Source organism: Niastella populi, assembly GCF_002078015.1.
GTDB classification, from domain to species: Bacteria; Bacteroidota; Bacteroidia; order Chitinophagales; family Chitinophagaceae; genus Niastella; species Niastella populi.
Map to the genome: position 1 here is coordinate 1 of NZ_LWBP01000227.1, position 24,604 is coordinate 24,604.

The 24,604-nt window shown below is 41.7% G+C and carries 21 protein-coding genes; 4 read left to right on the forward strand and 17 right to left on the reverse strand.

From position 1 onward, the window contains the following. From A4R26_RS29555 to A4R26_RS29565, 3 genes are all read left to right on the forward strand, one after another. Positions 1-2,218, forward strand: a 2,218-nt coding sequence (locus A4R26_RS29555; protein WP_107685921.1) for a TonB-dependent receptor plug domain-containing protein, incomplete at its 5' end; no start/stop codon positions are given. A 10-nt stretch (positions 2,219-2,228) separates the two neighbouring features. Then, entirely contained in the window at positions 2,229-3,368 is a 1,140-nt protein-coding gene (locus A4R26_RS29560; RefSeq protein ID WP_081170133.1) for a DUF4249 domain-containing protein, read from the forward strand. A 29-nt stretch (positions 3,369-3,397) separates the two neighbouring features. Continuing rightward, on the forward strand, positions 3,398-5,788 hold the full coding sequence (locus A4R26_RS29565; protein ID WP_081170134.1) for a hypothetical protein: 2,391 nt from the start codon (positions 3,398-3,400) through the stop codon (positions 5,786-5,788). Between the two features lie 124 nt (positions 5,789-5,912). Here the strand turns inward: A4R26_RS29565 and A4R26_RS29570 are convergent, their stop codons facing one another. Further along, the gene (locus tag A4R26_RS29570; protein WP_081170135.1) at positions 5,913-6,191 is read right to left on the reverse strand and encodes a hypothetical protein; all 279 of its coding nucleotides are present in this window, start codon (positions 6,189-6,191) and stop codon (positions 5,913-5,915) included. A 207-nt stretch (positions 6,192-6,398) separates the two neighbouring features. Between A4R26_RS29570 and A4R26_RS29575 the strand changes: the two genes are divergently transcribed. After that, positions 6,399-6,596 (forward strand): helix-turn-helix domain-containing protein, encoded by a 198-nt coding sequence (locus tag A4R26_RS29575; protein WP_278248458.1) that lies wholly within the window; start codon positions 6,399-6,401, stop codon positions 6,594-6,596. 382 nt (positions 6,597-6,978) lie between these two features. Here the strand turns inward: A4R26_RS29575 and idi are convergent, their stop codons facing one another. From idi to A4R26_RS29655, 16 genes are all read right to left on the reverse strand, one after another. Then, positions 6,979-7,521 (reverse strand): isopentenyl-diphosphate Delta-isomerase, encoded by a 543-nt coding sequence (idi, locus tag A4R26_RS29580; RefSeq protein WP_081170136.1) that lies wholly within the window; start codon positions 7,519-7,521, stop codon positions 6,979-6,981. Between the two features lie 203 nt (positions 7,522-7,724). After that, entirely contained in the window at positions 7,725-8,225 is a 501-nt protein-coding gene (locus A4R26_RS29585; RefSeq protein ID WP_081144569.1) for an RNA polymerase sigma factor, read from the reverse strand. A gap of 295 nt (positions 8,226-8,520) precedes the next feature. Further along, a complete protein-coding gene (locus A4R26_RS29590) occupies positions 8,521-9,399 on the reverse strand; it encodes a MerR family transcriptional regulator (RefSeq protein ID WP_081170137.1) in 879 nt (292 codons plus the stop codon). A gap of 124 nt (positions 9,400-9,523) precedes the next feature. After that, entirely contained in the window at positions 9,524-10,414 is an 891-nt protein-coding gene (locus A4R26_RS29595) for a hypothetical protein (RefSeq protein WP_081170138.1), read from the reverse strand. A 255-nt stretch (positions 10,415-10,669) separates the two neighbouring features. Further along, positions 10,670-11,413 carry a tyrosine-protein phosphatase gene (locus A4R26_RS29600; protein ID WP_081170139.1) on the reverse strand — a complete coding sequence of 248 codons (744 nt, stop codon included), beginning with the start codon at positions 11,411-11,413 and terminating at the stop codon, positions 10,670-10,672. A 39-nt stretch (positions 11,414-11,452) separates the two neighbouring features. Continuing rightward, positions 11,453-12,391, reverse strand: coding sequence for a GDP-L-fucose synthase (fcl, locus tag A4R26_RS29605; RefSeq protein ID WP_081170140.1), 939 nt, complete (start codon positions 12,389-12,391; stop codon positions 11,453-11,455). Between the two features lie 52 nt (positions 12,392-12,443). Beyond that, positions 12,444-13,559, reverse strand: a complete 1,116-nt coding sequence (gmd, locus tag A4R26_RS29610; RefSeq protein ID WP_081170141.1) for a GDP-mannose 4,6-dehydratase — start codon at positions 13,557-13,559, stop codon at positions 12,444-12,446. Beyond that, positions 13,547-14,311: a glycosyltransferase family 2 protein gene (locus tag A4R26_RS29615; RefSeq protein WP_242675052.1), complete on the reverse strand. Its 765-nt coding sequence runs from the start codon at positions 14,309-14,311 to the stop codon at positions 13,547-13,549. Before A4R26_RS29615 ends, gmd begins: the two co-directional genes overlap by 13 nt. Positions 14,312-14,331: 20 nt before the next feature. Continuing rightward, entirely contained in the window at positions 14,332-15,069 is a 738-nt protein-coding gene (locus tag A4R26_RS29620; RefSeq protein WP_081170142.1) for a holo-ACP synthase, read from the reverse strand. Positions 15,070-15,073: 4 nt separating this feature from the next. Then, positions 15,074-16,387 carry a 2-oxo acid dehydrogenase subunit E2 gene (locus tag A4R26_RS29625; protein ID WP_081170143.1) on the reverse strand — a complete coding sequence of 438 codons (1,314 nt, stop codon included), beginning with the start codon at positions 16,385-16,387 and terminating at the stop codon, positions 15,074-15,076. Further along, positions 16,387-18,333: a dehydrogenase E1 component subunit alpha/beta gene (locus tag A4R26_RS29630; protein ID WP_081170144.1), complete on the reverse strand. Its 1,947-nt coding sequence runs from the start codon at positions 18,331-18,333 to the stop codon at positions 16,387-16,389. Before A4R26_RS29630 ends, A4R26_RS29625 begins: the two co-directional genes overlap by 1 nt. An 85-nt stretch (positions 18,334-18,418) precedes the next feature. Continuing rightward, positions 18,419-18,979, reverse strand: coding sequence for a WcaF family extracellular polysaccharide biosynthesis acetyltransferase (locus A4R26_RS29635; RefSeq protein WP_107685923.1), 561 nt, complete (start codon positions 18,977-18,979; stop codon positions 18,419-18,421). Continuing rightward, entirely contained in the window at positions 18,976-20,124 is a 1,149-nt protein-coding gene (locus A4R26_RS29640) for a glycosyltransferase family 4 protein (protein WP_165760467.1), read from the reverse strand. The genes A4R26_RS29635 and A4R26_RS29640 overlap by 4 nt, the downstream gene beginning before the upstream one ends. 31 nt (positions 20,125-20,155) lie before the next feature. Then, complete coding sequence (gene asnB, locus A4R26_RS29645) at positions 20,156-22,015, reverse strand: asparagine synthase (glutamine-hydrolyzing) (RefSeq protein ID WP_081170146.1); 1,860 nt, start codon at positions 22,013-22,015, stop codon at positions 20,156-20,158. A gap of 21 nt (positions 22,016-22,036) precedes the next feature. Then, positions 22,037-23,245 (reverse strand): glycosyltransferase family 9 protein, encoded by a 1,209-nt coding sequence (locus A4R26_RS29650; protein WP_165760468.1) that lies wholly within the window; start codon positions 23,243-23,245, stop codon positions 22,037-22,039. Positions 23,246-23,269: 24 nt separating this feature from the next. Continuing rightward, positions 23,270-24,604: hypothetical protein (locus tag A4R26_RS29655; protein ID WP_207625852.1), on the reverse strand; the 1,335-nt coding region annotated here is incomplete at its 5' end.

A 24,604-nucleotide genomic window follows, 5' to 3' on the forward strand; every position in this document is an offset into this window, starting at 1 on the left:
ATTAAACCCGGCTGTAAGCGTTGCCACCGATCAATATGGCTATTACTCCATCACCCTGCCCAAAGGACGCAACCTGCTCACCATTCAGGGCATTGGGATGAAAGATACGCGGCGGCAGGTAATGGTATATTCAACCGGCAATTTCGATATTGACATGAATGAGCGGGTTACCTCGCTGAAAGAAGTGATCGTATCGGCACAGAAACTGGCCAATATCCGCAACGTGCAATTGGGCACCGACCGGTTGACCATTAAAGCCATAAAACAGGTGCCTACCGCTTTTGGGGAAGCCGATATCTTAAGGGCCGTGTTGATGTTGCCCGGGGTAAAATCAGTGGGCGAAGCCAGCACCGGGTTCAATGTACGCGGCGGCTCCGCCGATCAAAACCTGATCCTGTTCAACGATGCCACTATTTATAACCCTTCACATTTCTTCGGGTTCTTTTCGGCATTCAATCCTGAAGTGGTGAAAGAAGTGGAATTGTATAAAAGCAGCATTCCGGCCAAATACGGCGGCCGCCTTTCCTCCGTGCTCGATATCAGCAGCCGCGAAGGCAATAAGAAAAATTTTGCGGGCGTAGCCGGTATCGGTTTACTTACCAGCCGCATAACGCTGGAGGGGCCGATCAAAAAAGATAAAACATCTTTTATCCTCGGGGCCAGAACCACGTACGCCAACTGGCTACTGCAATTTTTACCCGATGAATATGAGAAAAGCAAGGCCTCGTTTTACGATGTGAACCTCAATATCAGTCACCAGTTCAATAAGAAGAACAACCTGTATATAACGGGCTATATAAGCAGAGACCGGTTCAACCTCAACAGCGATACCGTATATGGTTACAGCAACCGCAACGTATCGGTGAAATGGAAGCATACTTTTTCAAACAAGCTTACCATGGTGCTAACCGGCGGCTTCGATCATTATGATTACAATATCGGCAGCGACAAAGACAGTTTGTTCGCCTACAAAATGAAATTCAGGATCAACCAGTATAATTTCAAAACTGATTTTAACCGGTACATCAATGCCAATCATACCATCGACTTTGGCATCAGTTCCATTCGTTACCGCCTGAACCCGGGCACTTATGAGCCCAACGCTAAACAATCGCTGGTGGTTAAAGACGATATGGAAACGGAACATGCCCTGGAAAGCGCCGCCTACATCAGTGAAAAATGGAACATCACCGATGAGCTTTCATTACAGGCAGGACTGCGGTACTCTATTTATAATTTCCTGGGGCCAAAAAATATAAATGAGTATGCACCCGGCTTACCTGTTACAGAAGATAACCTGCTGCAAACAATAACCTACGGCAAAAATAAATTCATTCACACCTACCACGGGCCCGAGTACCGGCTGGCGCTTCGTTATAGCCTTACCCAAAGCCTTTCGGTAAAAGCGGGGTATAATTCATTGCGCCAATACATTCATGTATTATCGAACACCACGGCCGTTTCACCCACCGATATCTGGAAACTCAGCGATCCCAATATAAAGCCGCAGACCGGCGACCAGGTTTCATTCGGGGTTTATAAGAACTTCAAATCAAATACCATTGAAACTTCTGCCGAAGTATACTATAAGAACATTAAAAATTATCTCGATTATAAAAGCGGGGCGCAGCTGGTATTGAACCACCATATAGAAACCGACGTGATGAGCACCCGCGGCAAAGCTTATGGGGTTGAGCTACTGGTAAAAAAACAAAACGGTAAACTGAACGGCTGGATCAGTTATACCTGGTCGAGAATACTATTGAAGATGGAAGATTCAACCAAAGGCGAGGTCATCAATGGCGGAAAATATTATGCGGCCAATTATGATAAACCGCACGATATTACCATGGTGGGCAACTACCGGTTCAGTCACCGCTTCAGCGTTTCCATGAACATTACCTACAGTACCGGCCGGCCTATAACACTACCTGTCGGCCGTTACTACTATGCCGGTTCATGGCGGGCATTATATTCCGACCGCAATGCTTATCGTATTCCCGATTATTTCCGCACCGATCTGTCAATGAACATTGAAGGCAATCATAAAGTGCATCAGAAAACGCATAATTCCTGGACGATCGGCGTGTACAACCTTACGGGAAGAAAAAACCCTTATTCGGTATATTATGTTTCGGAGAATGGCGCCATCAATGGATATAAGCTGGCTGTTTTCGGAAATGCGATCCCGTTTGTAAACTTCAATATCAGGTTTTAAACATTATATTATGAGAAAGCTTGTTTACTGCTGCCTGACGATCCTGTTGCTCTGTTGTAAAGAAAAATATGATGCGCCGGTAAAAGCGCCGGTAACCGGCTACCTGGTGATTGAAGGATATGTAAGCGCTACCGGGCCGGCCGAGCTGCAGATCTCACGAACCATTCCGCTCGATGATACGGCGAAACTTATCAATGAAACTCTGGCCCAGGTTCGGTTACAGGGGCGTGATAATACAACCTTTAACTTTACCGAGAACGGCGGCGGAAGATACACCATCGATAATCTTACACTCAACACCAGCCAGCAATACCGGTTATACATCAAAACAAGGGAAGGAAAAGAATATGCCTCGGATTATGTGAACGTACGGATAGCGCCGCCTATAGACAGCGTGGGCTGGATAAGAGAGCGCGGCGGCCTGCAGATCTATGTAAATACACACGACCCTAAAAACAATACCTGGTATTATCGCTGGACTACCGAAGAAACCTGGGAGTATCATTCTACCTACCATACAAGTCTCGATTTTTTAAGAGACAGCAACAATCAGATCGTTGGCATAAAATGGCGCCGGGCAGATATGGGCCGTGAGCCCAAACTCTACACCTGCTGGCGCGATCAGCATTCAACAAGCCTGATCCTGGGCTCATCCAAAAAACTGAGCATCGACAGTATACACAAACCGTTAATATATATTGAACCGCGCTCCTGGAAATTAAGCGTTCTGTACAGTGTACTGGTAAAGCAATATGCATTAACCAGGGAGGAGTATGAGTTCCTTGATAAAATGAAAAAGAATTCGGAGGAAACCGGGTCATTCTTTGGCCGGCAGCCATCTGAGCTTAAGGGAAATATTCATTGCACAACAACACCCGGAGAACCGGTTATCGGTTTCTTCAGCATCGCCAACCGCCAGGAAAAAAGGATCTGGATCAGCCGGAGGGACGTGCCCGACTGGCAATATTACCAGGATTGCTATACATATAACGTACCGGTTGATTCGGCAGAATATTATTCATACCTGATGCCGGTATCGCCCGTTCAATGGAACCAGAGCGGCGACATTTTTACCTATTTAGGCGCTTCGCCGGTGTGTGTTGACTGTACCTTGCGCGGCACTAATGTAAAACCGCCTTTCTGGCCATAAAACCCGATCTGTTACAACAGCCTGTATACATGAAATCATTCAACTACCTGTATCTTTCAGCAACGCTACTATTCCTGCATTTGTTTGCATCTCAAACAAATGGGCAGGATGCTTTTGCGGCTATACCTGAGCGGTTTAAACAATTCAACAGCAGCAGTACGCCCGAAAAACTGTATGTGCATACCGACAAGAGTTTCTACCTGGCGGGTGAGCTGTTATGGTTCAAAATATATAGTGTAGATGGCGCACGACATCTACCTGCCGACCTGAGCAAGATTGCCTATGTTGAAATACTCGACAAAGAGAACAAACCGGTAATGCAGGCAAAAATTCACCTCCGGAAAGGAAAAGGAAATGGTTCATTTTATTTACCGGTATCGGTAACCTCGGGTAATTACAAACTGCGGGCGTATACCAACTGGATGAAGAATTTCAGCGCGGCTTATTATTTTGAAAAAACGCTATCCATCGTCAACACTTTAAAAACCCTTACCACCCCGGCTGCAGATACAACCGCCAAACTGTACAGGGTAGCCTTCTTCCCCGAAGGCGGCAACCTGGTAAAAGAAACAACCAGTAAAATAGCCTTTCAGGTTACCGATGCCCTTGGAAATGGAGTTGATTGTAAAGGTGTTGTTCTATCGGAAAATAATGATACATCGGCCAGGTTTCAGACGCTCAGGTTTGGAATGGGAAATTTTATGTTCACGCCTGCCGGTACGCAATCTTATAAAGCAGTTATCTTGTTACCCGATGGCCAAAGCATTACGCAAACATTACCCCAGGCATATGAACAGGGTTATGTAATGCATCTGGAAGATGAAGGAACGGGCGTAATAAAGGTTACCGTGACCGCAAAAGCAATGCAGCCGCAACCGGTGTTTCTGTTCGCACACAACCGGCAGGTAATGCAGGTAGCGGAAAAGCAACCGGTTTTCAATGGCGTTGCTACCTTTTCTTTCGATAAAAACAAACTGGCCGATGGCATTACTACCCTTACCGTCTTTAATGAACAGCAACAACCGGTTTGTGAGCGCCTGTACTTCAAAAGACCGGCGCAGGTATTATCGGTTACCGCCAGCAGCAATGCGCCCCGGTACGGTAACCGTAAACGGGTAGCGTTATCGGTAAACACAAAACATGGCAATGCACAAAGCGGTGTACAGGCCGATCTTTCCCTGGCGGTTTACCGGCTCGATTCACTGCAAACCGTTGATCCCAATAACCTGCCTGCCTATTTATGGCTTACATCTGAACTAACGGGCCATATTGAATCGCCGGCCTGGTATTTTACAGAAGCAGGAGATGTAAAAGAGGCGACCGAAAATCTTATGCTGGTACATGGCTGGCGAAAATTCAACTGGCAGGTTGTATTGAACGATAAACGGCCGGCCTTTGAATATACCCCTGAGTTTGATGGGCATATCATTACCTGCCAAATAAAACATAATTCGGGTACCATACCTGAAAATCCTATTGATGCCTGGTTATCGATCCCCGGCATTCAGTTGCAATTCTATAATACCAAAACAGATAAGGAAGGCAAGATATATTTTGATGTACGGGATTATTATGGACAGAACGAGATCATTGTGCAAACCGATGCGCCCGACAGCAACTACCGCGTGAATGTATTGAACCCTTTCTCGGAAAAATACAGCAACCGGCTGCTGCCCCCGTTTGCATTACCAGCCGCTTCACAATATGCGCTTAATGAACATAGCATAGGCATGCAGGTGCTGAATACTTACGACCCGGGTAAACTTAGCCATTTTGCTATTCCTGAAATAGACACGTTTCCGTTCTATGGCAAACCATATAAAGTGTATAAACTTGATGATTATACCCGGTTCACAACTATGGAAGAAGTGTTGCGGGAGTATGTGCCGGAAGTAGCGGTGCGCCGTTGGGATGGTCAGTTGCACCTCAAGGTCTTTAACTTTGAAGTAAGGGATTTTTATCCTACTGAACCACTTATCTTACTTGATGGCGTTAAGGTAAATAACCATATTCTGTTGAACTACGATCCGCTTAAAGTAAACAGGCTGGAAGTGACCACCAACAAATTCATAAAGGGCGAGTTTGTTTACCATGGTATCGTGAACTTCACTACTTACCATGGCGATATGCAGGACCTGAAGCTTGATTCAAAAGCTGTAATTCTCGACTATGAAGGTCTGCAGTTAAAAAGGGAATTCTACTCACCCGTATATAAGACCGAACAACAGGCGTTGAGCCGAATGCCCGATTTCAGGAACCTGTTATACTGGTCGCCCGATGTTCAAACCGATAGCAGCGGACAGGCCACTGTCGAGTTTTATACCAGTGACATGAAAGGGAAATATGTAGCTGTATTACAGGGAATGGATGAAGCCGATTATGCAGGCAGTTATTATTTCACTTTTGATGTAGATAAATAAGCTGTTATAAAAAATATAGGGTACGGATTGGTGGTACAGAAAAGGTGAAGGAATCCCCCTTACCTAAACATACATCTAAAGCTAAAGCCATCTATAACCTTCTTTATAGTAATATTCTTAATTATCACACCTCAGATCTTTGATTGATCAGAAACGCGGCTTCTACCAGCGATTCCATTTTTTCATAAAAGTAAATGTGGTCGTTGCGTTGCTGGCCTTCCTGTGAAATGCTCCGGCTGCTGCTTACGATTTCAACCATCCAGTTCCACAGCATTTGCCGCACCTCCTGTAAATGGTAACACTCGAAAAAGTTCTCGATGATAAGACGTGGGTTCTTTAATTCTTCCTCATTAAGCCGAAGAGGTTGATTATGCCACTCGGGATGATTATTCAGGGACCGCATAACAAATAAGTTAATGGTGAAGGAATGATCAATAATGCGGTAAGGAGCCTTAAACGTGAGCTTTCTTACCTATGCAATCCCCTGATAATGCTTAAACGAAGATAATATATTTTTTAATATGATGTACTATACCCCAGCCAAATTATTAAAAAAAAATTTCATCTTAACCGTCTAATTCAACCACCATTGGCTGCTAATCACCAGATATTGAAAACTTTCGGCGCAAATCTGCGCCATTTCAGAAATGAAAAGGGCTTGAGCCAACGCGACTTGTACGCCATTTGTAATATTGACAATGCCGAAATAAGCAGAATGGAGAACGGCGAGGTGAATGTTACGCTTAATACGCTGGCTCAGTTAGCCGAAGCATTGGATATTCCTGCTTACATGCTCCTTAAACAGTAATATCCGCCGGAGCAGGGAATGGAAGAACGGGCCTTCCCTAAATAAAAAATCCCTCCGCCAGCTGGCGGAGAGATCCAGGTAATTTCTATCACACCTGTAAATCGTGTTCTCAACGGCTTTCATAGATATTGGTGCATATACCTTTACAGGTCTCCGGTAAGTAACAGTTCTGATTTCGTTCATAAGATACCGTTTTAAAAACGGGGCCTGTTTCAAAAGGTATTGGACTTCCTGTTCCAAAAATAATATTAAGCATAGCGGTTAACGACTATTGCATTGAGCAATTGAATAAAATCATCAATATGTTTACAGGCAACTAAGTGTTTTCTGTAGAACTGTAGAAGATCGAGAAGATGATATTTGAGAAAGGATAATTAAGGGACTAAACAACCTTTTTCAACAGGTTTTCGGCAGCCCATTGCCGTACTTTTGGAAATGCAATATTGAACCAGGCCGTATATTTCTGCGGGTGTGATTGCAGGGTAGCTTCTATTTCATCAAGACTTTTATAACAGTAGTCTTTTACTTCCATCGGGTCGGGTGTAATTTTACCCTCATACATGCCTATAAAAACATGATCGAATTCATGTTCTGTTAAGCCATGCTCAAACTCGGCCAGGTATACAAAATCAAAAATCTTTTCGAGCAAAGTAGTAAAGCCCATTTCTTCGTTTAACCGGCGGGTTGCGGCATGCAAAGTATGCTCGCCCGGGGCCGGGTGACTGCAACAGGTATTCGTCCATAAACCGCCGCTATGGTATTTACCCTGTGCCCGTTGCTGCAGCAGCATCTCGCCCTTGCTATTGAAAACAAAAATGCTGAAAGCGCGATGCAGCACCGCCTTGCGGTGGGCTTCCATCTTTTCCATTACTCCAATGGGCTCATCCTGTTCATTGACAAGTATAACATCGGTTACTTTACTCATGAGACAAAGTTGCTAAATAATCATGGTGTTACCATAATTGCATTACAAAAACATGCGCTCAAACAGCCTCACCTAAAAGGACTGCAATACATGGCCTTTTGAATAAAAGGATTCAAAACCGATGAAACAAGGAAAAGAGGTTATCCGGGGACGATCCTGATATATAGCACATCCCTGCTGGCTTAGGCGCAAATAAAAGGCGTTTAGTGCCTTTCTATTTGCGTCTTTAACAGTTTACGGGCAAAGTGAATGCGGCTTTTAATGGTACCCAGCGGCTCGCCAAGCATATCTGCAATTTCATGATATTTAAAACCATCAAAATACAGCAGAAACGGGTTTCTGAATATCTGTGGCAGGTTGTGAATAGCTTCCTGAATATCTTTTAAACGCAAATTTGATTCGGCGTTATTAGCAACTACGCTTTGGGTTTGATTTATAAGAAAGTCATTCGGAGTACTATCGAAGATAGTATTCTGTTTAACTTTTCTACGGTAATTGTTAATAAAGATATTGCGCATGATAGTATACAGCCATGCCTTGATATTAGTGCCTACACTATACTTGTCTTTGTTGGCCAATGCACGAAACAGCGTTTCCTGGAACAGGTCTTTCGCAGCCTCAGAGTCTCTCGTCAACGTTATTGCAAACGGCTTCAAAAACTCCGCATTGTTCACCAGCATTTGATTAAATTCAACCGTCGACATAAAAAAGTTGTTTAAATAATTACACTGCAAATTTAAACAGAAATTGTTTACGGGAAAAATCCGGGTAATTAATAATTCTATAATAAAATATTAAACCACCCTGCCTGCCCGCTGCATTCCGGCGCCGGAACGCCTTACCCATCCGATATGGTTCTGGCGCAGGCACTTAGTACATTTTGGCGGCTAAGGATATGACATTACAGAATGGATTATCCCCTATTTGGATTGACGATTTAAAGGCAGAAATATTTGTTAAGAAAATGAAAATTCAGCCGAGGAGGTATATTAAATAATGCTAAAGGACTGCTATAAACTCCAGTACTTCGGCCAGGGAGCGTTTAAGGAGGATTCCGGCAGGCAGTTTTTTCAGGTTACAATTGGTAAGCTGGCCCGAAACAATGATCTGGGTCTGTGGCGTATGCTGCCTGATCTTACCGAGGAATTTTTCGAAATTAAAATTACCGGCTATGCAGGTGAGGTGGGTATACAGGTAATCGGGTTGTTTGCAGGAGGTTATGAACTCAAGGTCGTGAAAAGGCACATTGGCCCCCAGGTAAATGACCTGCACACCCCGGCTTTTAAGCAAATAATAGGTGTATAGCAGCCCCAGTTCATGATACTCGCCCTCAGGTAAAAAAAGGATCACCTTTTTATTGACAGTAATATGTGACACCACGCTTTCGATACCAACGATCAGTTTTTGCCTGATGATATTGGTAACCACGTGTTCCTGGGCGGGGTGAATATGGCTGGCCTGCCATAAAATGCCGATCTTATCGAGGAAAGGGAAGATCAGAAAACTGATGGCTTTATCGATCCCTTTGGCCATTATATAATTATCCAATACATCTTCAAACCGTTCGAGGTCGAGATCGATCATATACTGCAACAGATCGTTTACCAACCGCTCCTGCTGGGCTTCTATATGAGAAAGCGAGACAATTTTTTCCCGCATTTCCTGCGAGCTCATCTTATCTATATGGGAAATTTTGTACCCGTATTTATTGAGCAGGGCGATGTTCAATACCACCTTTAATTCTTCATTGGTATAATAGCGGATATTGGTAGAGGTGCGTTGCGGCCGCAGAAAAGAATAGCGCTGTTCCCATATACGAATCGTATGGGCTTTGATACCAGAAAGATTTTCCAGGTCCTTTATGGTAAACGCATTCATATACAATTAACTACAAAGTGTAAGGGGAAATTGTTTAAACATTTCCGCAGAAAGCTTAAACCAGCAGTAGATATTTTGGAAGTAGTTGATAATTAACAGGTTCACAAGGATGTTAATCAGGTTGTCAAGCACTTGCCTTTTTTTCATTCACCGGCATGACCAATGCCTTTTTGCTGGTAATGAATGAAGAAAGATAATTTTTGATCTTTTGAGGATTTCTTCGCATAAAATTCCGAATGGAAAGAAACAGCAGTATTACATATAAGCAGGCAGCCACCTCTAATAATATATGGAACTTTCTTAAAAAGAAAGTGCGTAAAGATAAATGTTCAGTCTTTTCTTTTCCCAATGTTGCGGAAAGAATACCTTTTATAGCCGGCATCAAAACAGGCACCTTATTCCAGTTTGTGTACCGCACGCCTTCATATTTGTACTTGTGATCATAATTGGCGGGAACCTGGCTGCTATAGAAATTCCAGTTGTGTTGCACGTCACTAAAACTGGCCAGGTTTCCATCGGCTTTTTTGAAATACAGGTTATTCAAACCATCTAGTACAACCCAACCTTTAGATGTTTTTGCTTCTACCACATTATGCCCGGCATAAATGCCATCCACTTTCATTTGGGCAATCCGGTTGGGAATCTTTAACTCATTCAACAACCGGCTTAAAATATAGGCAAAGCTCCCACAGGCGCCACTGGTGGTCATGAGGTCATAAGTAACGGGATGTACAACAGCAGCCTTGAAAGAATGCACTTCTTTATCTCTAAAAACAATGGATCGCCTTTCACCTAAATAATGTGTAAGATGAAGACTATTCAGCAGAATGGCTTCATCGTAAGGTGTTTTTCCAATTGATTTGCTTCTAACGTTTTCGGCAAGAGATTCGAACAGGCCCTTTTCGTATGAATCTTCATTGTAAAAATGTACTATAGACGCGAGCAGGAACCCGTTTAAGAAAACGAAACAATAACGTGAATTGAAGACCTTACCAATTTTTCTTGATAATTTCACAGGCTTGATTTAGAAATAAACGAATCATTATCAAACTTAAGCGAACAAAACCCGCTTAAAACCGAAAACATTCTTCCCCCAGACCGTTATTTCTGATTAAGTTTAGCGCAAAGATAATTTTTTTCACCAAATAACGTTCCCATGTACTTATAAAAGTTTTTTAATGCAATATCCTTTGAGGTCATTTAAAACAAATTAATATTCCGGAATAGTAGGAAAGAAGAAAGTAATAAACGGGGAAGTAAATATTGCGGATTATAATGCAGGATTCAGCAGTTGACCGCTATCAAGAAGAGATGCTATCGGCTCCATTATATTATGGGCGTTACGAAGTGTGTTGAGGTGACGGAAATGATGGCAATCTGTTCCCAACAGATTTACATACTTTTTACCAATGAGGTAGTGAGCCAATTGAAGAGAGGCCTTACCATAATAACCTGCAAGCGACAGAATATTTAACTGGAAGTAGCAACCGGCATCTTTCAGCTCGTCGTACCACTTTCTGTCGCTCATAAAATACAAATACCGCTCGGGATGGGCCAGTACAGGCTGGTATCCCTTCATTTGCATATTGAACAGCTTGTCTTTAAAATTAAGCGGGGTAGTAACAAAAGAAAACTCTACCAATACCCAGTTTTTGTGCAATGTGAGTAAAGGAACGTTGTTTTGCAGTAACTCGTCAAAATGCTCATCGAGGAAATATTCAGCCGCCGCTGTTAGCGGAACGGCTGAATTATACTTTAGCTGCGCCGCCTGTTGTAACTCCTGGTATGCGGCGCCAATGGTGTTTGCATCGTTCTGATAAACATCCCACAATATATGCGGGGTAGTGATGAACTTCCGGTAACCCAGTTCCTGTAAACCACTAATGAGCTGGAGGGATGTGTCAGTATCAGGCGATCCGTCGTCAATGCCCGGCAATAAATGCGAATGCATATCGGTGACAAGGCCACTGAGATCGATACGTGCTCTTTTCTTTTTTTTGAAGATTGAAAACATGCCTGATTGATACCTTAAAAAATGATACCGGAAACAAATCTACAAACCTGCCGCATACAATTGCGAAAATTCGTGATATACTTTCTCCACGCCTTCGCGTAAACCTGTTTGGGCTTTCCAGCCAAGGTTATTCAATTTTTGAACATCCATCAGTTTTCGCGGCGTTCCATCGGGCTTCGATAGATCATGCTCAATATTGCCTTTATACCCAATCACATCTTTTACAAGTAACGCAAGGTCTTTTATCGTAATATCTTCACCTGTTCCAATATTAACGAACCCGGCTTCATTATAGTGCTGCATTAAAAAATAACAGGCATCGGCCAGGTCATCTGCATGAAGAAATTCCCTTCTTGGCTGACCGGTACCCCACATAACGACAGATGGCTCGTTTTTCAGTTTAGCTTCATGAAACTTCCTGATCAGCGCCGGCAATACATGAGAAGTTTCAAGGCTGTAATTATCATTGGGCCCGTACAGGTTGGTAGGCATTACCGAAATATAATTACAACCATATTGCGAACGGTAAGCATCGCACATTTTTATGCCTGCAATTTTAGCAATTGCATAAGGCTCGTTGGTAGCTTCCAGTTCGCCGGTAAGCAGGTATTCCTCTTTCAACGGCTGCGGCGCCATTTTGGGATAAATACAGGATGAACCGAGGAACATGAGCTTTTTGACATTATTCAGGTAGGAAGCATGAATAATGTTCGCCTGGATCATAATATTATCATATATGAACTCAGCACGATAAGTATTATTGGCCAGGATACCGCCTACTTTGGCAGCGGCAACAAAAACGTGGTCAGGTTGTTCCTGCTGCATAAATGCCTGCACCGCCTGCTGGTTACGCAGGTCCAATTCAGCCGATGTACGCACTAATAAATTGGTAAATCCTTCCTGTTCCAATTTGCGAACAATGGCTGATCCTACCATGCCGCGGTGACCGGCTACGTATATTTTATCTGTCTTATTCACTGTTACTATCGGGTATTGAATGTTGATTACGAATTACAAGGTGCAATACAACCTATTCAAATTGATTACGCACATAATAGCCGGATTGTTGCAACAATTTCTCTTTTTTAAACAATTCTACGTCGTTTGCTACCATTTCTTTTACAAGCGCAGACAGGTCGTACTTTGGTTTCCAGCCTAATTGCGTTTGAGACTTGGTAGGGTCCCCTATCAACAGATCCACTTCGGTTGGGCGGTAATATTTTATATCTACCGATATTACCTCCTTACCAATTTCAATCTGGTACTCCGGATCGTTACAGGCTTTTACTATGCCCACTTCATTCTCGGCTTTCCCTTTAAACTCCAGTTCTATGCCTACCTCGGCAAAAGACATGCGAACAAAATCACGCACCGGGGTAGTAACACCGGTTGCAATTACATAATCTTCCGGTTTTTCCTGTTGCAAGATCAACCACATCGCTTCAACATAATCTTTTGCATGGCCCCAGTCGCGTTGCGCATCGAGGTTACCGAGATAGATCTTATCCTGTAAACCCATTGCTATTTTGGCAACACCACGGGTGATCTTCCGGGTTACAAACGTTTCACCGCGTAACGGAGACTCGTGGTTGAACAGAATGCCATTCACCGCAAACATATTATAGGCCTCCCGGTAGTTCACTGTTATCCAGTAGGCATACAATTTGGCAACGGCATATGGTGAGCGGGGATAAAACGGCGTTTTTTCCGACTGCGGCACTTCCTGGACAAGACCATACAATTCAGATGTAGAGGCCTGGTATACTTTTGATTTTTGTGTCAACCCTAATAAACGCACCGCTTCGAGGATACGCAGTGTACCAATACCATCGGCATTGGCAGTGTATTCAGGGGTTTCAAAACTTACATGCACGTGGCTCATGGCCGCAAGGTTGTAAATTTCGTCGGGCTGCGTTTCCTGTATAATGCGAATGAGATTAGTTGAATCGGTAAGATCGCCATAATGCAGTTTAAACCGTACATTCTGCTCATGTGGATCCTGGTATAAATGGTCAATACGTTCGGTATTGAACAAAGAACTTCTACGCTTGATTCCATGAACGATGTATCCTTTTTTTAACAACAGGTCAGCTAAATAAGCACCGTCCTGTCCGGTTACCCCTGTAACCAATGCTACTTTTGCCATATTTTGATGGGGTTAAATTGTAAAACTTTACGCAGTGGTTTTAACCAGGTTGTAAAAAAATAAGGTTTCAACTCATTGAGCTTCCAGGCCATGGCGTCTTCTTTGTTAGCCCTGAACCTGTTCTTTAAAGATGCATTACTCATTCCGCCTGCCCGCATTTTAACCAGCACTTCGGGTATATACCGTGCGTTGATATTATACTTTAATAGCACACGCAACATTAGCTCATAATCTGCTGCTGAACGTAATGTGGTATTGAACAACCCGCATTTTTCGTATACCTGCCGGCGAACAAAAAAAGTAGGATGCGGCGGCATCCAGCCGTAATAAAGATTTTCCTTTTTGTAAACACCGGACCTCCAGGTTCTGGTTACCATGTTTACATTGTTGGCCTTAACATACTGAAGATCCCCATAAACGGCGTCTACAGCCGGATCTTCAAAAGCCGCTGCCACTTTTGACAATACCAACGGATTGGTATAAAAATCATCAGAGTTCAGGATGCCAATGACATCACCGGTAGCCAGTTGCACGCCTTTATTCATGGCGTCATAGATGCCCTGGTCTTTCTCAGATGTCACTTTAGCAACGTGTGGAAACTCTTTAACAATAGCCATGGTATCATCTTTCGACAATCCGTCTACGATAAGATGTTCTATATCGGAATATTGCTGCTGAGCTATACAGGTTAATGTTTCCTTTACAGTTGCAGCACTATTGTAGGTTGCGGTGATTATGGAGATTTTCATCATAAACTCGCTAAATACCTCATTCACTTGAATAATGCAACAAAAAGTGCAACTAATGATATAATAAATGAAAGTAAGAACAACCACTTTGCATTTGAAACTTTGGAAGGCTGTGTAACAGTCGTTTCATTACCTTTTCCGGGCTGCAGATCAAATTCCATTTGCAATACAACAGCGACAGCCATATTATTGGAATGTGAAATTGAGATGTGAAATCCGGGATAGGCTGGTTTTCCTTCCTGGTCGTGGCTGACAACGATGGTATTGAAAGGCCTGTTCCTGTTTGAATTATCTGCCTTCACTATAGCCTCTTTGGCTGCAAACAAACCGGCAAAGGAAGCATAAGGAGCAGGTTGCAATATGCAGTACGAAATTTCGGCCGGAGAAAAATTCATTTTATAGAATTCGTCTTCCCGAAAATCATTTGTTTTGGGCATTGCATTAACATCTTCAATATCGATCCCAACAGCAAATGTTCCAACATGCCCATGCGCCGGTACTCCATTCATACTTACCGGCACTTCCTGTACCCCGGTAACAGGAGCATTGCCATTCCTATTTATTCTTTCCAAAAGAATAGAAAACGTTTTTACGTTCCAGTAATCGGGAACAGTAAAGCCTTCCTCGGCCAGCTTTGCATACATCCGGTGCAATGTAATGGAACTACTTACAGATGTTCGGTCAATAATTGTCTTATAAGAGATCTGTTCGGAGGGAACCCGTAAAAAAGGGGCGATCAGATGCTTTATTTTTTCTTCCATAGTCTTAAAAACCTTTCAGGCAACTTTGACAAATATACCCATCCTTTCCATCGGGCGTTATACTTTTTACAAAACCAACATCTCCCAGGTCATCTTGTAGCGATTTACTGCATTTATAACACAAAATATCTTTTGTCGGGTAATTATGGTTTGTTGCGCGATACGATTCCAGCCTGTTCGCAAGCTCTCTAAGGAATGCGGCCACTAATTTGCCTTCTGTAACCCGGTGGTCGAATGTACAGGAAAGTGTGCAACGTTGTAATTTCTCGTCAATAGACGATACCCCTAAAATACCGCTATTCATCATATTGACCAGTGGCCTGAAAAATGCAACACCTTCCGAAGACAGATCGGTTATCGTAAAGGTAATATCTGTAAGATCGTCAATCTGCAACGTATCGTCCAGATAGCGACTTGAAACGCCCATGATATTTTCTTCTATCTCTGTTAACCCTTTTTCTGCGGCCCCACCGATCTTAAGTACTTTCAATCCTTTATCAATATCAACCGCAAACCCAACATTTACACTTTTATAATAAGCAATTCCATCACCGGTGAAATAGCCATTAAGCGCAGGATATTTTTGTAATAACCGCGCCGTTTCATAAATGATCACAGGTAACAGCGAATTCTTAAAATATTTTAAAGAACGGTTAAGATGCACAAAGATGCCATCGGTATTTACATAAACATCAATGGTGCTTGTTAAACCGATTGACTGAACGTGGCTGAGAAATTCAATTTCGCGTTTCTTATTTGAAGAAATCCGTTCTATAATAACTTTTGAATTATCAACCGGTATGGCAGTTTTTTTAGGTTGCTGCGATACAGGCTGAACGGGTAATTTATTATTTGAGGTTCCGTTTATCCCTTTTAATTCTTCAACATCCTGCCTGCTTACAAAATCCCTTCCCTTAAAAACCGATTTGTCAATATGCAACGATTCTATGAGGTCAATAGCTTCCAGGGAAAACAAGGTTTCACCGGCCCAGTCGTTAACAGTATTCTTTTTACCATCCTGAACGTGTGGTGTATACTCCTGTTTCGCTGTAACCGGCTCTTTTATTACTTCGGAAGCTGACGAAAATATTTTAGCTACCACCTGATTAACTTCGTAATCACGGCCCGCCTCGCATAAATATTGCACAAAGCCGTCCGACTCTGCCACTACCTCATATGTTGTTTTTGAGGTTTCAAATACCAATATAATTTCCCCTTTTTTTACCGGCTGGCCATTGGGAAATGCAACATCAACTACTGTAAGCGTTGTATCATTTACAGCCAGTAAAGGAACCGTTATATCCTGAAGTAATGCCATTAGCAAAATATTTCTTTAATTTCCTTTATAATACGGTTCTTCCCGGGCAGTACCGCATGTTCAAGTGATTTTACAGCCGGAATTGGAACAGGGTAAGCCGAAATACGTTTCATTTTTATTGCTCCTTCTGCTCTTTCAGCCACCGATGCCAATAATTCGCTTCCAATTCCTGCATAACCACTGCCTTCCTCAATTACCAGCAACCTGCCGGTATTCATTGTCGATTCAGCAATTATATCAACAGGTAACTGAGAAATAAGAGAGGGGACTATAAGCTCAGGCTTCAGGTTTGTTTCCAGAAAAATAGCTTCCAGCATGGATAACATTTCATCCGCCTGTCCGCCATAGGCTACAATGGTTATTGTAGGTGTGGACACAGCAGGTTTTACCCGAACAACCGGATAGGCATCTTCATTACGCTCATATACGAAATGGCTATATTTATGCGAAAGTATTCTTTTACCGTAATCGGTTTTATTTTCTATTACCAGTACAGGATGTTCTTCGTTAAAAATACTCTCATATATAATTGTCGGATCGAAAAACGTATTTAAAGCAACTGTTTTTACATTATCAATTCCTACAAGGAATTTGTCAAGCGTTTGAGAATGCGTAGGTCCGTAACCTCTGCGCCCACCCATGGGGGTTCTGATTACAACCGGACAATTGATCTTCTTGTTGAACATGTGGTGAAACTTGGATGCGTGGTTTACGATCTGATCAAATGCCAGTGTCATAAAATCACCAAACATTATTTCACCAAGTGGTTTAAACCCATTTAATGCAAGCCCATTTGAAATTCCGGTTATTGCAGCCTCAGAGATCGGGGTTGAGAACACGCGTTCCGGCCGAAGCACCGATAATTCTTTGGTTACTTTGAATGCCCCGCCGTAGGGTGACAAAATATCTTCACCCAGAAAAACGGCCCGGTCGTCAGATACGATCTTATCCCTGAAAAATTTATTGAGCAATTCGACCTGTCTTTTATTTACTGGTTCCAGGCCGACCCAGCTATTGTTGGAGACAACCGCCTCAGGTTTATAATAATTTTCAAGTGGTAACTCATCTTCCAGCAGGATCTCATCAACCAGGTCATCTATTTCCTTATTGATAACTTCCAGATACCGGTTATAATAATCAGATGACTCCTTACTGAAAACATTCAAAAAGTCTTTATTTCTGTAAATTTCAACTTCCTCTTTATCACGATCATCATCTCCCTTTGAATGCGCGTTCAACCGGTAGGAATTTACCAGGAAAAAACCAGGCTTTACCGAAGAGCGAACATAATCAATGGCGCCCTGCGCATTATTGATAAGCAGTTCAGGGTCCCAGGTATCTCCCTCAAAGGTTTTAATACCAAATGCCGACGCTCTTGATCCTATATCTCCTGCCAGGTTTATATGTTGTGGGGTACTTTGTGCATAGAGGTTATTCTCACATACGATCAGTAATGGAATTTCCCATTTGGAAATAATGTTCATTGTTTCATATAAAGCTCCTTCTCCCAATGTACCATCGCCAATGAATACGATACCGATCGCATCTTCCCCCCTTAACTTATTACCCAATGCATATCCGGCAGCCACCGGAACGATTCCGCCCTGAATTCCGTTTGAATAAAAATTCTTATTACAAAGGTGTTGACTGCTGCCTATTCCACCTGAAACGCCCGACGCTTTCCCAAGTAATTCAGCCAGCAGGCCCCGTATATCACCGGTAAAGGCTATATAATGTCCATGACACCGGTGGTTCGAAAAAATAAAATCCTTTTTCTTAAGTTGCCCGGCAAACGCAACAGCAGAAAATTCCTGACCAACACAGGTATGAACCGTACCATTTAACTTACCTGCAGAGAATAACTCAAGGAATTTCTCTTCCACACGACGGATGCGAATTGCGTCCTTTATAACTCTGTGACTAATTGTTTTTGAAACCGATTGCATGATCAGCAAAGCTAATATTGATTACTGAATTTAAATTCCTGGTGTTCACACCGGCATTTCAGCAATGGTGTAAATAGAACAATGATTAATAAATTGTCCTGCTTAAAACGGGGATCGCAGGATTTCCTTTGTAAATAGTATAAGATTTAAGGTCCTTTTCAGCCACAGAGTTCATTCCGAGAATACTGTGCGACTGGCAGGTTGTTCCACCAAAGACTACGGCCCGGGCACCGATCCAAACTCCGTCTTCCAACCGAATGGGATAGGAAATAAAATCGAACGTTATACGAGTATGGTCATGGCTTCCTGTCAACAACAAAGCGCCCTGAGAAATAGTAACGTTTCTACCTATGTATACTTGCGACAAATTATCTATCCAAACTTCCTCACCGATCCAGCTATGTTCGCCTATTTGCAGCTTCCATGGATATTTAATATTGGTTACAGGTTTTATAACCACCCCCTTGCCAATTTTGGCTCCAAAAGCCTTCAACAACGCAACTTTTAGAGATGAAATAATGATAAACGGATTTTTGAAAAAAATAATATTTACAAAATACCAAAGTATTTGCTTAGGTTTTGAAGCACCGATTTCAATGGTAGATCTATATAACGCGTTATTTACCTGCTTTATCGGAGGTTTCATGAAAATAAATTAAGATACTGTTTTTTCAATGCCGGATTTTCAATGAATAACCTGGCAAAATGCCATGCTGAAAGCGCCCACTCTTCAAATTGACCTTGTTGCCACGATGCCATTTCATCAATGATTTGTGCAAACCTTTCCGGCTCGCTTAAGGCTACATCCCATCCGGCTTTCTTTTGAGCAAGCTGTAACCAGGGCGTTTGATCGCTTATTAAAACCGGCCGGCCTGTTACCAATGCTTCGAATATGGAATGTCCGAAATTCTCCCCTTGCGTTGGAAGTATGAACAAATGATGAGCGGAAATTCTGAATTTTACTTCTTCATTACTTATGGGCCCTAAATAATTTACCTGAATATTGGACGGCAATTGTTGAATGAGATTTTCACAGCTCTTCCAGTATTGCTCATCTTCAATTGGTCCGGCGACAGACAGCATCACGTTACTTTTGACCTGTTGCAATACCTGCAGTAATAACAATAAATTTTTAATAGGCACTACCCGTGCAACAAATATGCATTTCAACACCCCGGGTTCCTTATGGCAACTAACAAATTCCGGCTGATCTGATTCCGGCAAATTATCTGCAATAATGACCTCACTGCCTGGAAAATAATCGAGAATTGCCTGCTTCTCCCGCTCATTGGTAGCATGAAAGGTGATCAGCTTATGAATCTTCAGCAATTTGAAAAGAGCAATAAAGAGCTTCTTTTTAACTGGCTTTACTGCAAGTGCACTCTCATACAAGGCGCCCCGCGGACATAATACGATCTTACTCTTCAGTTGACTGGTGATCTTCAGCCAAAGCGGATATATTACAAATTTCGGCGAAAACAGGTGGTTCAAATAAACGTAGTCAGCATTTACGTTGATGATCTCCTGTTTTAACTGCTTTAGTGATAAAGTCGCTTTCCGGGCATAATATACCTGTATATCAGGGCTTAAATTGGTCAACCACTTATTTGAAATAATATCATTGTAAGGATACTGCTCACCATGATCGGTATCGGTTGTTAAAACACGAATATTAAAGTCATTCTTTAATGCATAGGCAAAATTGGTACACGACCTGATAGGTCCGCCAGCTTTATATCCTGGTTTGAACCAGTCAACCAATACAAGAACCGTTTTTCTTTCTTTTTGCATAGGCATATTGCAACCTGATAAACAAATTCCTTTAAGAAATTCCGTTTTTTTCCATCCAGTATTCCAGAACTACAAATAACCAGATTTCCATCCAGCGAACCGAAGCATCGTTATTTAAAAATCGTTTCCAGTAAGCAAGCAGGGATTTACCATTAATAAAATCACGTTGAGCCATTCGTTGCAGGCGGGTTTCACAAAAAGATCGGAGCTCTTTTTTCATCCAGACATTCCAGGGGAATAAAAATCCCTGTTTTTTGCGATGTACCACCTCATCAGGAAGCAGTTCCTTTAAAGACTCTACCAACAATTGTTTGGGAAATCCCGGGAATTTAAGATGGTCTGGTATTGCAAGAACAAATTCTATCAGATCATGATCAAAAAATGGCTCCCTTACTTCCAGGGATACGGCCATGCTAAATTGATCGGTGTCTTTTAATAGTGTATGTTGTGTATATCCTATGTATTCTGCTATCGAAACCTGGCTTAACAAAGGAAATTTTTCCAGCGATGCAGGTAATTTAACCAGTTGCTCCTCCAATAATGTCGGCCTGCTATTTTCCCATTTGGTTAATGATGAAAGCAATTGCGGAGCAATGATCCTCCTGAATTCAGGATAAAAATACCTAATAGATGAAGCCGGGGCATTCAATAGCGACTTCATTCGCTGTGCTTTATTGCTGTTGCCTAAAGCCAGCCCAGCGCCCCAACGCAATAATTTCGCCCCCCCCCACACCGATGCATATTTCTTTAATTGCAGATACTGTTGGAAGAACGGATAGCCGGCAAACAATTCATCTCCCCCTACCCCCGACAGCGCCACGGTAAGACCACTTTGTCTGATTGCCTTTGATACGACATAAGTGTTCACCCCATCTCCACTTGGTGTATCCATAGCGTTAAGCGCATTCGTCAATTCATCCAGGAATACTGCCGGCTTTAACAAAACCTGGTTATGGTTCGTATTGAATTTCCGGGAAATGATATTTGCATAGCCCGACTCATCAAATTCCTTTTCTTCAAAACCTGCTGTAAATGTATTTGGTCGGCCGGCGCCAACTTCTGCCATCAGGCCAACCACCGCACTGGAATCAATACCACCCGATAAGAACGCACCCAGCGGAACATCACTTACCAATCGCCGTTCAACTGCATTACGCAACAACTGACGTACTTGCTGCTGAACACGTAACCGGTCACCAAAATCAAAATCTATTGCTGGCGTGTCGGTAATATCCCAATATTTTTTTATGCTATACTTATTATCGCGAATGGTAATGGAACTACCCGCTTCCAGTTGAAGAACTCCCTGAATGGCAGATTCTGGAAAGCCCACAGATTGATAGCTCAGAAATTCTCTTATAGACAATTTATTGGCTTTTGCTGGTACCAGGTCACTTCCCAATACACCTCTTATTTCGGAAGCAAACAAAAACACATTGTCATTCACGAAATAATAAACCGGCTTCACTCCCATTCGATCCCTGGCAATAAACATCACCTGTTCAACAGTATCCCATATTACAAAGGCAAACATGCCTTTTAAATAAGGCAAACACTCTGCTCCCCATTTGCTGTATGCAGCCAGCAACACTTCTGTGTCGCTGTTGGTAGAAAAAGGATAATCAGGAAGCATTTTCCTCACTTCCCTGAAATTGTAGATCTCCCCGTTAAAAATGATCTGATACCTGCCTGTATGATCAGCAATAGGTTGATTGGCTGCAGTTGACAAATCGATAATTGACAACCGCCGGTGCCCCAATGCAATGCTGTCATTGCAATAAAACCCATCAGTATCAGGTCCACGGTGTGCTATTGCATTAGTCATGCGCCGGATGGTAACAGGCAGATCAATGTTTCGGGAAAATGACACAATGCCAGCAATGCCGCACATACGATAAGTGATTATTTATTTTTATTCACAAGGTTTCATTCTAATACTTGCCAACTCTTCTACGGCGCTAATAACGTCTGAAGGCATGATTGCTTGCATACAGATGTTATTCGAACACGCATTAAAGAAGCAAAGCGAACAATCTATATCAGGAGTTCTGAATGTTCTATTAACGGAATTCTCTGGGGGAAACCATTTTCCATAAAAATCTCTTGAAGCAAATAATCCCACAATAGGTGTGCCCACAGCATATGAAAGATGTAAAGGGCCGGTATCATTACAAAGTGCAACTGCTGATTTTTTGATTAACAGCGCACTTTGCATAGGAGTAAACATACCACAGGTATTATACACCTGATACATGCCATTAAATCTGCTTACTAATTCAATATCATCCTTTCCTCCAGACAGCAGGATCGGATATTTGTGATGAAAATGTTTAATTACTTCTTCAAAATAATTAATTGGCCATCTGTTTTTGACACTATTTGCGCCTACTGCTACGGTAATTACTTTTTTGTCCTGAATACCATTCTGCAGAAAATATTCTTCTACCTTTTGTTTATCATCACTCGAAATATTCAGATGAAATTTATTTTCTGCTGTTTCAATTCCATTCTCTTTTGCCAGGTTTATTAAACGTTCTGATTCATTGGGGTAAGCAACGTTTTTCTCAAGTACTTTTTTAAATAATAGAGCCCTTGATATCTTCCATCCCCATCCTTCAGAGGCAATGAACCGGAAAAAAATTAAATCTCTGATTAGGGAGAAGAAAGATGCATCTACCTGGGGAAGTTGAATAACATAGTCAAATTTTCGCTTTTTAAGGATTTTATATAATTCAAATGGCTGAACGCCGAGATAGTCAATCACGTCATCATATAAATTTTTGCTGATAACGTTGACCGGGTTAACTAAATTCTTACCGCCTGCATTTGTCAATAAAGTTATTTGAGCTCCCGGAAAATGTTTTCTGATAGCGGAAAGAGCGGGTGTAGCACAAACAGAATCACCCAAAGACCCTGTTCTAAATACTAATATCCTGTTCGGATGACGTTTCCTTTTACTATATATGCGTCTATTTAAAAATTGAAGAATAGCATTTTGGATCGAAACATATAAAGCAGAAATATATAATTTATATTTATCGACTTTTCTTTGAGGAACAGTAACATGCTTTGCCCTAAAAAAACCGGTAACTTCTTTATCGTTAAAAAAAATACTCTTCACTTTGACAGGTTTTATATTAGTAACCTATTTATCCCTAACTCCAAAAAGAACAGGAAATAATTTGTATAATAAAAACAAAAAGACAGCTCCTTTCATAATTGAATTAAAAGCTTGTAAAGAGTCTGATTCCATTACATAAATAGTCTGGTAGAAAAAAGGAGGCATCCATAAGAATAATATTGGAATTCTTTTGGACAATGAGATAAATTTGGTATATGCTAACCGAATAAATCCAGCAAAAAGCATCATATATAACCATCCGCCTATGTATCCAAAGCTGCCATATGCTTCTCCTATTGGGCCTACATTAGTAGACCAGCCCTTAATATTTATTCCCGCATAAATCCTCATATTTTCAATTCCTCCGGCTTTGGGCTTATCTTCCCAAAATAATCTGGGAACGAAAGAAGATACAAAGTTGGTTAATAAGTATTTCGGACCAAGATATTCAACGTTTTGGGGAATGTAGCGCATTACCAAAGCAATATTGAAACCCTGGTTCATTCTATAATATAGAGGGAATAATGTTGTTTCAAATTCAGAAGCAGAAGTTTTGGTAATAACATTGGTTACTAACTCTGTAACAGGTGTATTTACACTGCTCTTGAATGACCTCCTTAATTCCAGCTTAAATAACTGTAAGAATGCAACAAAGAATACTGCAAAAATGAATAAACCCAATTTAGCCATTAAAGGAATTCTTTTCCCCGAGAGTAATATTATTAAAAATAAGCCTCCCATGTAAGCTATGATAGTGAACATTCCCGAACGCAATGCATCTAAAACAATAAATAGACCTATTCCTATTGCAAAATATTTTCTTTGAGGAAAGTTCTTGTGGAAAATAATATAGAATAAAAAGGCAAACAGGCTGTAATACAAAAAGGTATTTACTTGTCTTAAAGCATCTGGTAGTATTTCTGAGATACTATAAGACATAAGAGAAATAAAGCATAAAGTCAAAATTGCCAATGGAGGAACCTCTAATAAATCTGTTTTTATCCGGTGTAAAAGATTACGGACTACATCTGCATCATCAGGGGATTTCCTTCTAAATCCGAATAGCACCACACCCAAAAGTATTACAGCAGGTAAAACAAAAGAGAAGTAAGTGTCTTCATCGACACGCATGGATCTACCCCAAAGTGCGGCTAAAGAATTTGACTGGGGGAAAAATATATACCCCAGCAGAGGCATCAACAAACAGGTAAATGCGGTGTATATATAAAATAATTCCAGAAAAAAGGATCCATTTCCTATCTTCCATAGCAACCGAATGATACAAATTACAAAGAATAATGGAACTAATATTCGATAATTATCCGGGAAAAGGCAAGAGATCAATATAATTATCTCCAA

What these genes read in the sequence shown, in the direction of transcription:
- A4R26_RS29560 (WP_081170133.1), top strand. Translation starts at nt 2,229, where the DNA reads ATGAGAAAGCTTGTTTACTGCTGCCTGACGATCCTGTTGCTCTGTTGT.
- A4R26_RS29565 (WP_081170134.1), top strand. Translation starts at nt 3,398, where the DNA reads ATGAAATCATTCAACTACCTGTATCTTTCAGCAACGCTACTATTCCTG.
- A4R26_RS29570 (WP_081170135.1), bottom strand. Translation starts at nt 6,191, where the DNA reads ATGCGGTCCCTGAATAATCATCCCGAGTGGCATAATCAACCTCTTCGG.
- idi (WP_081170136.1), bottom strand. Translation starts at nt 7,521, where the DNA reads ATGAGTAAAGTAACCGATGTTATACTTGTCAATGAACAGGATGAGCCC.
- A4R26_RS29585 (WP_081144569.1), bottom strand. Translation starts at nt 8,225, where the DNA reads ATGTCGACGGTTGAATTTAATCAAATGCTGGTGAACAATGCGGAGTTT.
- A4R26_RS29590 (WP_081170137.1), bottom strand. Translation starts at nt 9,399, where the DNA reads ATGAATGCGTTTACCATAAAGGACCTGGAAAATCTTTCTGGTATCAAA.
- A4R26_RS29600 (WP_081170139.1), bottom strand. Translation starts at nt 11,413, where the DNA reads ATGTTTTCAATCTTCAAAAAAAAGAAAAGAGCACGTATCGATCTCAGT.
- gmd (WP_081170141.1), bottom strand. Translation starts at nt 13,559, where the DNA reads ATGGCAAAAGTAGCATTGGTTACAGGGGTAACCGGACAGGACGGTGCT.
- A4R26_RS29615 (WP_242675052.1), bottom strand. Translation starts at nt 14,311, where the DNA reads ATGATGAAAATCTCCATAATCACCGCAACCTACAATAGTGCTGCAACT.
- A4R26_RS29620 (WP_081170142.1), bottom strand. Translation starts at nt 15,069, where the DNA reads ATGGAAGAAAAAATAAAGCATCTGATCGCCCCTTTTTTACGGGTTCCC.
- A4R26_RS29625 (WP_081170143.1), bottom strand. Translation starts at nt 16,387, where the DNA reads ATGGCATTACTTCAGGATATAACGGTTCCTTTACTGGCTGTAAATGAT.
- A4R26_RS29630 (WP_081170144.1), bottom strand. Translation starts at nt 18,333, where the DNA reads ATGCAATCGGTTTCAAAAACAATTAGTCACAGAGTTATAAAGGACGCA.
- A4R26_RS29635 (WP_107685923.1), bottom strand. Translation starts at nt 18,979, where the DNA reads ATGAAACCTCCGATAAAGCAGGTAAATAACGCGTTATATAGATCTACC.
- A4R26_RS29640 (WP_165760467.1), bottom strand. Translation starts at nt 20,124, where the DNA reads ATGCAAAAAGAAAGAAAAACGGTTCTTGTATTGGTTGACTGGTTCAAA.
- asnB (WP_081170146.1), bottom strand. Translation starts at nt 22,015, where the DNA reads ATGTGCGGCATTGCTGGCATTGTGTCATTTTCCCGAAACATTGATCTG.